Below are 14,448 nucleotides of genomic sequence, written 5' to 3' on the forward strand. Positions count from 1 at the left end.
ATCAGCGACGATCCGTTGCCATGCACCTTTTCCATTTCAGTGATGATCCCAATATTGCGGTGTTCGAACCGCGTCCGGTTCGCGTGCCCTCGATCCGCCCAACGGGCCGGGAATGGCTGAACGGTCCGCTCGTCTGGGCGATCGATGGCGACCATGACTTCATGTATCTCTTTCCGCGCGACTGCCCGCGGATCCTGATCTGGGCGACATCCGAGACGCCGGAGGCCGAGCGGCGGCGCTGGCTCGGCGGTTGCCGGGCCGCTGCCTATATCGAGCGTCACTGGTTGGAAAGGCTCTCGGTGGAGACGATCCATCGCTACGAGTTGCCGGCTGGGGATTTCGAGGATCTGGATGATGCGGGCATGTGGGTGGCCCGCGGACGCGTTGTTCCGACCGAGCGCACCGCCATATCGCGGCTCGACCGGGAGTTTGCGCCGCGCGGGGTGGAGCTCAGGGTGGTCGATAGTCTTCGGCCGCTGAAGAGCTTTTGGGACACTGGCCTGCATGTCAGCGGTATTCGGCTGCGCAATGCTGGGGATTGGGAATAGAGCGATCCAATGCTATGGATCTGTACGATGCTTCGACGTGTCAATGCAGTCCAGAGTAGAGAATTTGGAGCGAATGCTACCTCACTCTCCCTCATTCCTGTGCTTGTCACAGGAATCCAGCGCGCCCAAGTCTTTGGGCGCGGGAGACTCTTTTCGAGGTCTATGGAGTCATTCACCGCGCAGACGCGCGGTGGCTGGATTCCTGTGACATCCCTCGGGTCAAGCCCGAGGACAGGAATGAAGGCAGGGGGTAGCGATCGGCCTATATGACGGCGGCATCCGGCTGCGCAATGCCGGGGGCTGGAATAGAGGATCTCGACGTACGCCAGCACCCTTTTCATCCGGCAATTTTGCTCTAAAACCAATCCAGATTTCTGGCCAGATTCTCTGGAGTGTTATTCCATGTCCACCGAAGGTTCCGCCGTCGACACGTTGACGATCGAAGAGGTTGCCGCCGAACTCGAACGGCTGGCAAAGGAGATCGCGCATCATGATGCGCTCTACCACGGCAAGGACCAGCCGGAGATTTCGGATGCCGATTACGACGCGCTGAAGCGCCGCAACGATGCGCTGGAAGCGCGGTTTCCCGAGCTGATCCGTGACGACAGCCCGTCACGGCGTGTCGGGGCCGCGCCTTCCGTCACCTTCTCGCCAGTCGTTCATGCGCGGCCGATGCTGTCGCTCGACAACACTTTCTCGCAAGAAGACGTGCAGGATTTCGTCGCCGGCGTCTATCGCTTCCTCGGCCGCCTGCCGGACCAGTCGATCGCCTTTACCGCCGAGCCGAAGATCGACGGTCTGTCGATGTCGATCCGTTACGAGAACGGCAGGCTGATGACGGCTGCGACGCGCGGTGACGGCACGACGGGGGAAAACGTCACTGCCAATATCCGCACCATTGCCGAGATCCCCAACCAACTGCCGAAGGGCGTTCCCGCCGTCGTCGAGATCCGCGGCGAGGTCTATATGGCCAAGAGCGACTTCCTGGCGCTGAACCGGCAGATGGAGGCGGAAGGCAAGCAGACCTATGTCAACCCGCGCAACACCGCGGCTGGATCGCTGCGTCAGCTCGACGCCAAGGTGACGGCGAGCCGCAAGCTGAAATTCTTCGCCTATGCCTGGGGCGAGATGTCTGACATGCCCGCCGAAACGCAGTTCGCCATGGTGCAGACCTTCAAAGACTGGGGTTTTCCGGTCAATCCGCTGATGAAGCGGCTGAATTCGGTTGCCGACATCCTGGCGCACTACGATGAGATTGGCCTCGAGCGTCCGGATCTCGACTACGACATCGATGGCGTCGTCTATAAGGTCGACAGCCTCGAACTGCAGGCTCGTCTCGGCTTCCGCTCGCGTTCGCCGCGCTGGGCGACGGCGCACAAGTTTCCGGCCGAGCAGGCCTTTACCGAAGTCGAGAAGATCGAGATCCAGGTCGGCCGCACCGGCGCTCTGACGCCGGTGGCGCGGCTGAAGCCGATCACGGTCGGCGGCGTCGTCGTCACCAATGCGACGCTGCATAACGAGGACTACATCAAGGGCATCGGCAATAGTGGTGAGCGCATCCGGCCTGATGATCACGATATCCGCGAAGGGGATACCGTCATCGTCCAGCGCGCCGGCGACGTCATTCCGCAGATCCTCGATGTGGTGATGGAAAAACGCGCCGCCGACGCCGGCTCATACGAGTTTCCGAAGACCTGCCCGGTGTGCGGTTCGCATGCGGTGCGCGAGGTCAACGAGAAGACCGGGAAGATGGATTCGGTGCGCCGCTGCACCGGCGGCTTCATCTGCCGGGCGCAGGCGACCGAGCATCTGAAGCACTTCGTCTCGCGCAACGCCTTCGATATCGAAGGGCTGGGCTCGAAGCAGATCGACTTCTTCTTCGAAAATGAGGATCCGTCGCTGCAGATCCGCACCGCGCCCGATATCTTCACACTGGAGAAGCGCCAGCAGCAATCGCTGACCAAGCTGGAGAATATCGACGGCTTCGGCAAGGTCAGCGTCGGCAAGCTTTATGCGGCGATCAACGAACGGCGCAGCATTGCGCTCCACCGCTTCATCTATGCGCTCGGCATCCGCCATGTCGGCGAGAGCACGGCGAAGCTCTTGGCGCGCTCCTACAGCACCTACGAAGCCTTCGCGACTGTCATGAAGGAGGCGGCACCGCTTTCCGGCGACGCCTGGAACGATCTCAACGCCATCGAGGGCATTGGCGAGGTCGTGGCGCGCGCCATGGTCGAGTTCTACAAGGAACCGCGCAATATCGAGGTGATCAATCGCCTGATCGACGAGGTGACGCCTGAGGAGGCCGAACAGCCGGTGACGGCAGGCAGCCCGGTCGCCGGCAAGACCGTGGTGTTCACCGGCTCGCTGGAAAAATTCACCCGCGACGAGGCGAAGGCGAGGGCCGAAAGCCTCGGCGCCAAGGTGGCGGGATCGGTCTCGAAAAAGACCGACATCGTCGTCGCCGGCCCCGGCGCCGGCTCCAAGCTTGACAAGGCGCGCGAGCTCGGCGTGCAGACGATGGACGAGGACGAGTGGCTGGCGCTGATCAGCGGGTGAGGGGGTGACGGCGGACCGCCAGCCTCCCGCTCGCTCATAGTCTGAGCCGCGCCATCGTATAGGCGTCGACATACTCCCCTGATCGAAAGCCGAAGGCTTTCAGCAGGCCTTCCTGTTCGAAGCCGAATTTCCGGTAGAGGCCGATGGCGACATCGTTGTCGGTATAGACGGTCAGTTCCAGCCGTTTGATATCGAGCCAGTCATCGGCGGCGTCGACCATCGCGCCGAGCAAAATCCGGCCGAAGCCGCGGCCGGTGAAGTCGTCGTGCACGCCCATGCCGATGCCGGCGACGTGCTGCCGGCGGCCGGAAAGGCGATTGAGGCCGCAATTGCCGACGATTTTGCCATTTTGGGTGACGACGAGGCTGAGCGCGCCCGGCGACGGGTTCTCCATGTGCTTGCGAACCTCCTCGATGCGCTGGTACGGCGGCCGCAGGGTGCCGGCCCGGTAGCCCGGCAGATTGATGAGATCGGTGATCTCCTCGGCATCGGAAAGACGCACGGCGCGCACGAGGACGCCATCCGGCAGGCGCGCTCGGCCGCGAGCTTCATTCTCTTCGTTTTCAGACATGGGATGCTCTCCTTGGGTTTGAGGAGGAGAGCCGGATTTCGAAAACCCTGCTCGCCTCGGCAGGGTTTTCGGGAATGATCGGACGGCTAGTGACGCACCATCGCTCCCGCGTACCCTGGAAGGGTCGTGGCGATATGATGCCTGATTGATGTCACAGAGTTGATCATGCATAAAAGTTTCCCCATTTGCGTGCAGATGTCAACAGGCGGGAATTTGCCTTTGCATGCGGCTATGATTATTCCGGTAGGGGCAGACGATTCGGATATTTGCCCTTGAAGACCATCGCCATCGATTTCGAGACAGCCAACGAGCAGCGCGGCAGTGCCTGCTCGGTCGGGCTTGCCTGGATCGAGGAGGGCAGGGTGACGCGGGTCGAGGAGCGGCTGATCCGGCCGCGAGAGATGCGCTTTTCCGGGATGAACATTGCGATCCACGGCATCCGGCCCGAGCATGTCGAGGATGCGCCGGAGTTTCCCGAGGTGATGGACGAGTTCCACGAGGATATCAGCGGCGCGACGATGATCGCCCACAATGCCGCCTTCGATTTCAGCGTCTGGCGGGCGAGCCTCGATCACTACCGGCAATCCTATCCGGAACTGACCTATCTCTGCAGCCTGAAGATGGCGCAGCGGATCTGGCCGCACTTCCTCTCACACCGGCTGAACCTGATCGCCGAGCACCTCGGCCTGCGTTTCGTGCACCACAACGCCGCCGAGGATGCCGCAGTCTGCGCGGCCGCGGCGATCGAGATGGCGAAGGCGGTCAAGGCCAACGCCGTTCACGCCATACCGGCGATGATCGGCATGAGGCCCGGTCGGCTGACGGCGCGGGCCTACGAGCCCTGCACCTGCCGCAAAGGCTGATCGCTCCCCCAGGGCGCCATTTCTTGCAAAGCATCGGGGCGCACTTATCTAGAATGCGGATCACTCAGGGAGCCGCCATGTCCAAGCTGCATAATCTTTTCCTCGCCGCCTTTTCCTTCGCTGCCCTTTCCGCCGGCGCCGCCTCGGCCGAAGTCGTCGGCAAGGTCGGGGTCGACTGGATCGGCAACGACATCATCGTCGAGGCGGTCTCCGATCCAGAGGTCAAGGGCGTCACCTGCCATGTCACCTATTTCGACCGAAGCCTGATCGATCGGTTCAAGAACGGCAACTGGTTCGAAGATCCGTCCAATAATTCCATCGCCTGCCGACAGACCGGGCCGATAGAGATCGGCAGTATCGACCTGTCCAAGGATGGCAGCGAAGTGTTCCGGCAAGGCATGTCGCTGATCTGGAAGACGCTGGTCGTCAACCGCATCTACGACAAGACCAACGACACGCTGATCTATCTCGCCCATTCGCGCGAACTGACGGATGGCTCGGCGAAGATGTCGATTTCGACGATACCGCTCTATGGGCAGAATGTTGTGTGGAAGAATGGGAAGCCTTAGGGGCGGAGCGTCTGCCCCTGCCTCCCTCATCTCTGTCCTCGGGTCAAGCCCGAGGACAGAGATGAGGGAGGAGAGGGAGTGCCCGCGGCTTGGCGAGATGAAGCTGAGTCGCGTCTTCTTCAAACAAAAAGGCCCGGACGAGCCGGGCCTTCGAATTCCAGATATCAATTCCGCTCAAGCGGCCTGATTCAGCTCGTCGGCGATGACCGTGTCGAGGTTCAGGAAGCAGACCATGGTCTTTTCGAGCGCGACGATGCCGCGGCAGAAGGCGCGCTGGGCTTCCGGGATGATTTCCGGCGGCGGCTGCAGGTCTTCGCTCTTGATGGTCATCATGTCGGAAACCTGTTCGACCAGCAGGCCGACCAGCTTGCCGGCGATGTCGGTGACGATGATCGCCGAGCGCTCGGAGGGCTCGGTCATCTTCATGCCGAGGCGGCAGGCCATGTCGATGACGGGGATAACAGCGCCGCGCAGGTTGATGAGGCCCAGCACGTAGGGCGGGGTGTGCGGCATCGGCGTCACCGGCGCCCAGCCGCGGATTTCGCGGATGGCCATGATGTCGATGCAGAATTCCTGATCGCCCAGATGGAACGAAACGATTTCGAGATAAGCACCCGACTGCTTGATGGCATTGTTGTTGTTCATGATCAGAATTCTTCCCAGTTGTCCCCAGTGGGAGCGGCGATGCGGAACCGCCGTTAAATATAGATGTGACCGCTTAAGTCTTTCCTAACGATATGTATTTTCGGATTGTCCGCCGCTCTCAAGGCAAGCTATTCAAACACATGGCATTTTCGATCCGTGCCAATTTCGGCGGGCGAATTTCCCACTGCAGATGGCTGCTACCGATGAGACAATTAATCACGGGTCAGAAAACATAATCTTGAATTGCGCGCGTCCGACCGAGACTATAATCACGCGGGGCAAGGGTGGGCGGCAGATATCCGCCGGGATCGAGGATCATGCCAATGAAGACATTCCGCATCGCCGTCTGGGTCGGTGTCCTGATACTGGCCGGGTTTCTCGGCGGATTCTCGTACTATCTCAACAGATCGGGGAATGTGGTGGCGGAGGCTCCCTTCGGCGTGCCCTTCACACTGGTCTCCCAAAGCGGACAGCCGATCACCGAAGAGGCGCTGCGCGGCAAGCCGACGGCGCTGTTCTTCGGCTTCACTCATTGCCCGGAAGTCTGCCCGACCACGCTTTTCGAGCTGAACGGCTGGATGGAGAAGGTCGATCCCAAGGGTGACAAGCTGCAGGCCTATTTCGTCACCGTCGATCCGGAGCGCGACACGCCCGAGATCATGAACGAGTATGTTTCCAACGTTTCCAAGCGGATCACCGGCATTTCAGGTGCGCCTGACAAGATCGCCGAAGTCATCAAGGGCTTCCGCGTCTACGCCAAGAAGGTGCCGGTCGACGAGAAGGACCCGAATGGCGACTATACGATGGATCACACTGCCTCGGTGTTTCTGCTCGATTCGGCCGGGCGGTTTTCCGGAACGATCGCCTATGGCGAAAACCCGGACACGGCGGTAAAGAAGCTGGAGAATCTCGTCAACAAGGGATGACGGCTTGCGCATGACAGGGCGTTGGCTCGATCGGTGGCGGGCAACGGAAACGGGAAAGACCGCCTATCGTGAGTGAAATCCGCCTTTACGTGACGACGACCGAAAGCAAGGCCGAAGAGATCCTCGACCTTCTGAGCGCGGTCTTCGGCGAAGAAGACTTCGCCATCGGTACCACCGAGATCGACGAGAAGAAGGATATCTGGGAAGCCTCCGTCTACATGATGGCCGAGGACGAGGCGGAGGTGCGCTCCCGCATCGAGGCGGCGTTGAAGAGTACCTTTCCCCATGCTCCGTTGCTGCGGGAGGTCATCCCCGACGTCGATTGGGTGGGGAAATCGCTGGAGGGGCTGAAGCCCGTCAGGGCAGGGCGCTTTCTGGTGCACGGCTCCCATGATCGCGATAAGGTCCGCCCCGGCGATATCGCCATCGAGATCGATGCCGGCCAGGCCTTCGGCACCGGCCATCATGGCACCACGGCCGGCTGTCTTGAAGTGATCGACGCCGTGGTGCGCTCGCGCCCGGTCCGCAACGCGCTCGATCTCGGCACCGGCAGCGGCGTGCTGGCGATTGCGGTCCGCAAGCTGAAGAACATTCCGGTGCTTGCCACCGACATCGATCCGATCGCTACCACGGTCGCGGCAGAAAACGTGCGCCGCAATGGCATCGCCTCGGGCATTGTCACCCGAACCGCGCCGGGTTTCCATTCGACGGCCTTCTCCGAACATGGCCCCTTCGATCTCATCATCGCCAATATTCTTGCCCGGCCGCTGATTCGCATGGCGCCGAAGCTTGCGACACATCTGGCACCCGGTGGATCGGTGATTCTTTCAGGCATTCTCGCTGCGCAGCGCTGGAAGGTGATTGCCGCCTATAGTGGGGCCAGGCTTCGCCATGTCAGGACGATCTGGCGGAATGGCTGGGTGACGGTTCACTTCGATCGGCCTTGACGAGGAGGAGGCGCGCGACGGCTGCGGCTCACTCATCTTCTCCCCAGCGGGGAGAAGATGCCCGAAGGGCAGATGAGGGGGTGAGCGGCAAAGCCGCGAATGCGCTGAGCACAAGCGAAGGGCAACGAAGGGTGTGCCGTGCGGCCCCCTCATCCGACCCTTCGGGCCACCTTCTCCCCGCTGGGCTATTAGATTCACACATCTGATAAGATGCAATTATTTCAATATCTTAAACTAGATTGAAAAGGTTAGCCGACTATCTTCTTCTGACTCAAAAAAACGGCTCAATACTTCAAAACCAACCGATATTCCTTGAATAAGACTCCGATGCATGAGCTTCATTCGGTGCCGAATTGAGATGTGTGCATCTGATAGCCCCGCTGGGGAGAAGAGGGAGCAAGCCGCGACCTCACGCATTCCTACTCTTCAATAACAATAAAAAAGGCGGCGCCGAGGGCACCGCCTTGGACCGGTCTATCCGGTCAATGCCCGCGAGCTCAAGGGGAGGAGGGCTCGAGCGGGCTCTACTGCATTCCAATAGGCCGGTCCGGGAGGGAGGAGACGGACAGGCTTTCAGACTTAGAACGCGTAGCTGGGGGCGCCCTTGTGGCGTGCGGCACGCTGGCCGGCGCTGAGCAGCTTGAGGCTGTCCTCATTCTGCGGGCGCCGGGCACCGATCACGTGACGTACGGTCTGGCGTTCGCCAGCCTGCACCTGGCTGCTATATGCGAAGCGCGAGAGAGAGGCGGTCATTTCAAGAGTTCCTTTGTTTGCAGGTTCATCGCGAACCGTTCGATGGCGTCTATATAGCTATTCTGAAATGCGGAGGCAGAGGGTTTCGCTCATGGGAGCCATGCGGCTAACGCATAAAGCGTGCCAAATTAACTTTTGGCGCCACAGTTCTGTCGAAATGTTGAGCGGCCCCAGGGGTTTCGACTCGTTTCGTCGCTTTTTCTCCCCATCGGTTGAAATTTCGCTAACATGGTCGGCATCCCATTCACCGGATTCGTCTCAACCATTCGGGTTTTCCAGCATGTTCCAGTCTTTCGAGGTCACCTCCACGCCACATTTCGGCAGGGATCGCGTAGCGGCGCTGCGCGCTGCTTTCGATTCGCTCGGCATCGATGCCTTCCTCGTGCCGCGCGCAGATGAGTTCAATGGCGAATATGTTCCGGCATGTTCGGAGCGCCTGGCATGGCTGACGGGCTTCACAGGTTCGGCCGGCATTGCGCTGATCCTGCGCACCCAGGCAATCGTCTTCGTCGACGGGCGCTATGTGACGCAGCTTGCCGAACAGGTCGACGGTTCGGTCTTTACGGGCGGCGATCTCGTCAACGAGCCGCCGCATCTCTGGCTGGCCGCAAACGGAGCCGGGGGCTTGCGGCTGGGGATCGATCCCTGGCTGCATGCCGGTGCCGAGGTGCGCCGCCTGGAAAGGGCGCTTTCGGAGATCGGCGGCACGCTCGTCTTCCTGCCGCACAATCCGCTCGACAGGCTCTGGAGCGACCGGCCGGTCGAGCCGCTCGGCGCGGTCAGCATCCAGAACGTGGCGCAGGCCGGCGTGCTGGCGAGCGACAAAATCGCGACTGTTGCCGCCGATCTTTCGAAGAAGAATCTCGCGGCGGTGCTGATCGCCGATCCCTCCTCGGTCGCGTGGATCTTCAATATCCGCGGCGCCGACGTGCCGCACACGCCGCATCCGCTGGCGCGCGCCATCATCCATGCCGACGGGCGGGCTGAGATCTTCCTCGACAAGCGCAAGACCGGCATCGAGCCGGAAGCCTATCTCGGGCAGATCTGCACTCAGCTGCCGCCCTCGGCGCTGGAGGAGCGGCTTTCCGCCGTTTCCAGGGACAGCGGCCGCATATTGATCGACCCTGATGTCGCCTCCTATGCGCTGGCTGAGATCATCCGTAAGGCCGGCGGCGAAGTGGTGGAGGGCGCCGACCCCGCCAAGCTGCCGCGCGCGGTGAAGAACGACGTCGAAATCAACGGCTCGGCCGCCGCGCATCTGCAGGATGGGGCGGCGATGGCGGAATTCCTCTATTGGCTGTCGCAGGAAAAGCCCGGCACGGTCAGCGAAATCGCTGCCGCCGAACGTCTCGAAGCGACGCGCGCCCGCGTCGGTGAGAGCATGCAGAACCCACTGAAGGACATTTCCTTCGACACGATTTCGGGCGCGGGCGAACATGCTGCGATCATGCATTACCGGGTGACGACCGAGACCAACCGGATGATCGAGGCCGGCGAACTTTTCCTGATCGATTCCGGCGCGCAATATATCAACGGCACGACCGACATCACCCGCACCGTCGGTATCGGCGCTGTCTCGGCGGAGCATCGGCGTTTCTTCACGCTGGTGCTGAAGGGGATGATCCAGATCAGCACGGCGCGTTTCCCGAAGGGCGCGCGCGGCTGCGACCTTGATCCGCTGGCGCGCATCGCGCTCTGGCGGGCAGGGGCCGATTTCGCCCACGGCACGGGCCATGGCGTCGGCTCTTATCTTTCGGTGCATGAGGGGCCGCAGCGCATCTCCAGGCTTTCGACGCAGGAATTGCTGCCCGGCATGATCCTCTCGAACGAGCCGGGTTACTACCGGCCCGGCAGCTTCGGTATCCGCATCGAGAATCTGGTCTATGTGCGTGGAGCCGAGGAGATCGAGGGCGGCGACGCGGCGATGCTCGGCTTCGAGACGCTGACCTTCTGCCCGATCGACCGCAGCCTCGTCATTCCGGAGCTTCTGACCCATGACGAGCTGCACTGGTTCAACGACTATCACCGCCGCACACGCGAGGCGCTGATGCCGCTGATCCACGATCACGACGTCAGGGCGTGGCTCGAAAACGCGACGCTGCCGCTGGAATATTGAGAAGGGCGTCGAGGGCGCCGGCGCCGTCGCGTCAGGCGCCGATCGTGTGGCGCCAGGTCATGACGACGATCCAGGCTGCGACCAGCATCCATGTATGCGAAACGCGCAGGCCGACGAAGAGGGCGACGACCAGCGCCAGTTTCGATTCCCAGCCGCCGATGAAGAAGGCGGGAGCGACCAGCGTCGTCAGCACGGCGGCCGGCACGGCATTCAGCGCCGCCTCCATGCGCGGCGGAATGCTCTTCATTCGGGTGATGAGGATGTAGCCGCCGATGCGGGTGGCGAACGTGGCGACTGCTGCGGCAATGATGACGAGCGCCATGTGAAGATCGAATTCCATGGCTCAGACCTCGTGCACTTCGGATTGCAGGGCGTCGGCTTCGAGATCCGTCTCTTGCGGCGGCAGCGGCAAAAGGGCGGCGAGCACGATGCCGGCGGCCGCACCCAGGCTGACATGCCAGGGCGAGCCGACATATCGATAGGCGAGCACGGAAGCGACGGCGCTGACGAGCGCCACGGGCAGGAAATTGTCGCGTTTGCGGAAGCCGAGGACGATGCCGAGGAAATAGGCCGGCAGCAGGATATCGAGGCCAATCGCCTTGGGATCGCCGATGAAACCGCCGAGCAAGCCGCCGGCGACGCTGGTCAGTATCCAGGGGACATAGATGATGATGGCGAAGCCGAAATACCAGGCGAAGGTGACGGGCTGGCCGGACTCGCCGCGTTTCACCGCTGCGGCAAATTGCGGATCGACGAGCAGGAAGAAGGTGAAGAATTTCTGGACCGGCGTGAACTGGCCGATATAGCGGGCCATCGCCGCCGAATAGAGCACGTGGCGAAAATTGACGGCGAGGATCGACAGCACGATCAGCCAGGCATGGACATTGTGACCGAAGAGTTCGATGCCGACCATCTGGCTGGCGCCGGCATAGACGGTGGCGCTCATGAAGGCGGCTTCGGAAAGCGACATGCCGTTTTCGACGGCGAGCGCTCCGAACAGGGCGCCAAACGGCGCCGATGCCAGCGCAACGGCAAAGCCGCCCCGCAAACCTTCAACAAAGTCGGCGCGATTCATGCGATCTCCAGTTGGAATTCAGGCTTCCCTTATGGTCTATGGCTTGCAACGGCAATTGAATTTCCTTGATTGACCAATCGATTTCGCTGAACCATCAAAGTCCTGATCGCATTCGGTAAAGAGGCAAAGATGAAGAAGATCGAATTTTCGAAGGAAGAAAAGGCTGAGATCGTTTCGCGCATCCGCGCTTATTTCGACCGGGAACTCGATCCCATCGGTGCATTGCCGGCTGAATTCCTGCTTGACTTCTTCGCCGAGGAGATCGGGCCGTACTTCTACAATCGAGGGCTAAGAGATGCCCAGGCCGCCTTATTGCAGAGAATGGACGACGTCGCCGAAGATATCCATCTTCTTGAGAGGGAGGAAAAATTCTAAAGCGCGTCGCGATCTTTCAGATTCGCTTGTCGCGCTTTAGCTCTTTGTTGTTGTCGTAAAACCGCTGCACAGTTTTGCGCGACATGCTTCAGCGCCCCTGAAATCAAAAGATGGCCTTCACTTAACGCCAAATTATTTCTGCGCCGATATGGTCGACGCTTTCGTTCACCGGGTTGCGTGTTATTTGGCCGTGATTGTCTCTGCTATCGATGAACCTCGATCCGCCAAGCTCGGCAAGGCATTGATCTTTATGGCCTGGCTTGCGCTGGCGTCTGCGCTTTGCTGGTCCGAAACGGTCTGGCGTGACGAGGTTCGTGCATTGTCACTCGCCCTCCAGGGGGATAATTTCATCGATATGCTTCGCCAGATGCATGGCGAGGGTCATCCTGCTCTTTGGTATATTCTGCTGCGCGCCGCCTATGTTGTGGTCGGCTCACCTGTCGTCCTGAAGGTCGTCGCCCTGACGATTGCGGCGGCGGCGGCCTATCTTCTGGTTTTCCGCCTGAAATTGCCGCTTTCCATCATGCTGCTATCGCTGTTCAGCAGCTTTTCGATGTTCGACTACGCCGCGATGTCGCGAAATTACGGCATCAGCATGCTGATAATTTTCCTTATCGTCCTGAGTTGGGAGAAAGGAACACGCAACGGGGTATTGCTCGGTCTGTTGTTTGCCTTGCTGGCAAATACCAACGTCCATTCGGTCGTCCTCGTCGGCGGCTTCCTCGCCTATTGGTTTTTCGATTTAATGCTGGCGCGGCCAAGGCCTGCTCTGGCGGAATATCGGGCCTTTGCGACAGCCGCCGCCATTGCCGCGGTTGGAATTGTTCTATGTTTCGTAACAGTCTATCCGACCTTCAATGATACGGGGCAGAACGATCTCAGTGGCAAGAGTTTCGCTTTGCTTGCCCTCAGTGCTCTTGCCGCGCCCAGTTCGCATTTTGTGGCATTCTATCCCAACAGCATCCTTGAACTGATCGTGGCGTATCCGTTGGCCTCCCATATTTTCGCAGCGTTGATGTCCGTGCTTGTCTACGGCAGCCTGTTGGCTTTGGCGAACCGGCGGCCGGCGATGATCGCAGCCGGACTGGTTCTCTTAGGGCTTTCGCTGCTTTTTACGCTTGTCTATCCGGGCGGATACAGACATCAGGCGCTCTGGCTGGTTTTCATGATCGCGATCACCGCCTTGACCACGCGTACTCAGCGCGAGGGGGCGGGCGCTGCCGACATCGAGGCTGCTGGCGGGATCGTGAAGTTCGGGCGCCTATGCTTCCTGATATTGCTGGCGCTACAGGTCGTGTCCGGCATCGAAAAGGTCAATCAGGCCTTCATAGCCGAAATACCTCTGAGCCGAAGCAAGGATTTCGGTGCGTTCATGCAATCGCGCCCTGATCTCAACGATGCGGTCATCATGGCCGATCCCGACTATCTCGTGGAAGCCTTGCCCTATTATGTCTCCAATCGCACCTATCTTCTGCGAGAGGAGCGGTTCGGCGCCATCGTGCGATATACCCGGAACGCGCGACTTTCGCTCAGCCTTGCCGATATTCTGCAAACGGCACATCGATTGCAGCAGAGTGAGCATGTGCCTGTCGTCATTCTTCTTTCGCAGCGGCTTGATCAGATTACGGCACCCGTCTCTCTGCGTGAAAGCTACGTTTGGCGGTTATCTCTGACGCCGGAAGACATTTCTGCTTTCCAGAGCGCGACAAACCTCATCAAACGCTTCGGCGCGGTTGCCGGAAGCGATGAGACGTTCGATGTCTACGTACTGAAATAGGCTTCGGTCAGCAGCTTATTCGCGCAACACGTCCACGCTTTTGATCACTGCGATGCCCTGCGCCCGCATCTCCTCGATGGCGGCGGCGACGCCTTCGGGCGCGATGCCGCGGCTTGCGTCCTCAATGAAGCGGACACGCACACCAGGCATCATCTCCAATGCGTCGAGCGCGGAGAACTTGACGCAATAATCGGTCGCCAGCCCACAGACGTCGAGATCGGTGACGCCCTGGTCCGTGAGGAAATCGGACAGGCGTGTCGAGGCATCGCGGTCATTGTCGCGGAAGGCCGAATAGCTGTCGATATGGGGATCTTCGCCCTTCTGCTGGATCAGGTCGATCTCTTCGGATTTGAGCGCGGGATGCAATTCGGCATCAAGCGTTCCCTGAACGCAGTGGTCGGGCCACATCATTTGCGGCTTGCCCGAGAGTTCGCCGATCTCGAAGGGAACGGCACCCGGATGGGCAGAGGCGAAGCTGCCATGGCCCGGCGGATGCCAGTCCTGCGAGGCGACGATCAGGTCGTATTTGCCGCTGTCGATCAGGCTGTTGGCGATGGGAACCACTTTGTCGCCATCCGGCACCGGCAGATTGCCGCCCGGGCAAAAGCCGTTCTGAATATCGACGAGCAGCAGCGCTTTCATCAAGGCCAATCCCTTCGCTTATTTCAGTGTAAGACGCCAAGCACATTGAACGCATCAACTAGTGAATTTCCGAGAGCGCACA

Annotated in this window: 15 protein-coding genes; 9 read left to right on the forward strand and 6 right to left on the reverse strand. The window is 60.4% G+C overall.

Annotation, left to right across the window (positions count from 1 at the left end):
• Positions 1-20: 20 nt before the first annotated feature.
• Both CO667_RS24610 and ligA read left to right on the forward strand, forming a co-directional pair.
• Entirely contained in the window at positions 21-548 is a 528-nt protein-coding gene (locus tag CO667_RS24610) for a DUF6886 family protein (protein WP_097620906.1), read from the forward strand.
• A 402-nt stretch (positions 549-950) separates the two neighbouring features.
• A complete protein-coding gene (gene ligA, locus CO667_RS24620; protein WP_097620907.1) occupies positions 951-3,107 on the forward strand; it encodes an NAD-dependent DNA ligase LigA in 2,157 nt (718 codons plus the stop codon).
• A gap of 34 nt (positions 3,108-3,141) precedes the next feature.
• Here ligA and CO667_RS24625 read toward each other — a convergent pair whose 3' ends face one another.
• Positions 3,142-3,678, reverse strand: coding sequence for a GNAT family N-acetyltransferase (locus tag CO667_RS24625; RefSeq protein ID WP_097620908.1), 537 nt, complete (start codon positions 3,676-3,678; stop codon positions 3,142-3,144).
• Positions 3,679-3,950: 272 nt separating this feature from the next.
• Between CO667_RS24625 and CO667_RS24630 the strand changes: the two genes are divergently transcribed.
• Positions 3,951-4,541, forward strand: a complete 591-nt coding sequence (locus tag CO667_RS24630) for a 3'-5' exonuclease (protein ID WP_097620909.1) — start codon at positions 3,951-3,953, stop codon at positions 4,539-4,541.
• 77 nt (positions 4,542-4,618) lie between these two features.
• Complete coding sequence (locus CO667_RS24635; protein ID WP_097620910.1) at positions 4,619-5,110, forward strand: CreA family protein; 492 nt, start codon at positions 4,619-4,621, stop codon at positions 5,108-5,110.
• Between the two features lie 174 nt (positions 5,111-5,284).
• On the opposite strand, the gene CO667_RS24640 is transcribed toward CO667_RS24635, so the two are convergent.
• Positions 5,285-5,755, reverse strand: coding sequence for a chemotaxis protein CheW (locus CO667_RS24640; protein WP_085737779.1), 471 nt, complete (start codon positions 5,753-5,755; stop codon positions 5,285-5,287).
• A gap of 323 nt (positions 5,756-6,078) precedes the next feature.
• On the opposite strand from CO667_RS24640, the gene CO667_RS24645 reads away from it, so the two are divergent.
• Both CO667_RS24645 and CO667_RS24650 read left to right on the forward strand, forming a co-directional pair.
• Positions 6,079-6,681: an SCO family protein gene (locus CO667_RS24645; RefSeq protein ID WP_097620911.1), complete on the forward strand. Its 603-nt coding sequence runs from the start codon at positions 6,079-6,081 to the stop codon at positions 6,679-6,681.
• A gap of 68 nt (positions 6,682-6,749) precedes the next feature.
• On the forward strand, positions 6,750-7,628 hold the full coding sequence (locus CO667_RS24650) for a 50S ribosomal protein L11 methyltransferase (RefSeq protein WP_097620912.1): 879 nt from the start codon (positions 6,750-6,752) through the stop codon (positions 7,626-7,628).
• A gap of 579 nt (positions 7,629-8,207) precedes the next feature.
• On the opposite strand, the gene CO667_RS35480 is transcribed toward CO667_RS24650, so the two are convergent.
• Positions 8,208-8,381: a hypothetical protein gene (locus CO667_RS35480; protein WP_179874213.1), complete on the reverse strand. Its 174-nt coding sequence runs from the start codon at positions 8,379-8,381 to the stop codon at positions 8,208-8,210.
• Between the two features lie 280 nt (positions 8,382-8,661).
• Here CO667_RS35480 and CO667_RS24655 point away from each other — a divergent pair, with 280 nt between their 5' ends.
• Positions 8,662-10,497 (forward strand): aminopeptidase P family protein, encoded by a 1,836-nt coding sequence (locus CO667_RS24655; RefSeq protein WP_097620913.1) that lies wholly within the window; start codon positions 8,662-8,664, stop codon positions 10,495-10,497.
• A 31-nt stretch (positions 10,498-10,528) separates the two neighbouring features.
• Here CO667_RS24655 and CO667_RS24660 read toward each other — a convergent pair whose 3' ends face one another.
• A complete protein-coding gene (locus CO667_RS24660) occupies positions 10,529-10,837 on the reverse strand; it encodes an AzlD family protein (RefSeq protein WP_097620914.1) in 309 nt (102 codons plus the stop codon).
• A gap of 3 nt (positions 10,838-10,840) precedes the next feature.
• Positions 10,841-11,572, reverse strand: coding sequence for an AzlC family ABC transporter permease (locus CO667_RS24665; protein ID WP_097620915.1), 732 nt, complete (start codon positions 11,570-11,572; stop codon positions 10,841-10,843).
• 129 nt (positions 11,573-11,701) lie between these two features.
• Between CO667_RS24665 and CO667_RS24670 the strand changes: the two genes are divergently transcribed.
• Positions 11,702-11,947, forward strand: a complete 246-nt coding sequence (locus CO667_RS24670) for a DUF2164 domain-containing protein (RefSeq protein ID WP_033181033.1) — start codon at positions 11,702-11,704, stop codon at positions 11,945-11,947.
• 184 nt (positions 11,948-12,131) lie between these two features.
• Complete coding sequence (locus CO667_RS24675) at positions 12,132-13,724, forward strand: hypothetical protein (RefSeq protein WP_097620935.1); 1,593 nt, start codon at positions 12,132-12,134, stop codon at positions 13,722-13,724.
• A gap of 15 nt (positions 13,725-13,739) precedes the next feature.
• Here the strand turns inward: CO667_RS24675 and pncA are convergent, their stop codons facing one another.
• Positions 13,740-14,366, reverse strand: coding sequence for a bifunctional nicotinamidase/pyrazinamidase (gene pncA / locus CO667_RS24680; protein WP_097620916.1), 627 nt, complete (start codon positions 14,364-14,366; stop codon positions 13,740-13,742).
• Between the last annotated feature and the right edge of the window lie 82 nt (positions 14,367-14,448).

This window comes from Rhizobium sp. L43 (assembly GCF_002531725.1).
Classification (GTDB): Bacteria; Pseudomonadota; Alphaproteobacteria; order Rhizobiales; family Rhizobiaceae; genus Rhizobium.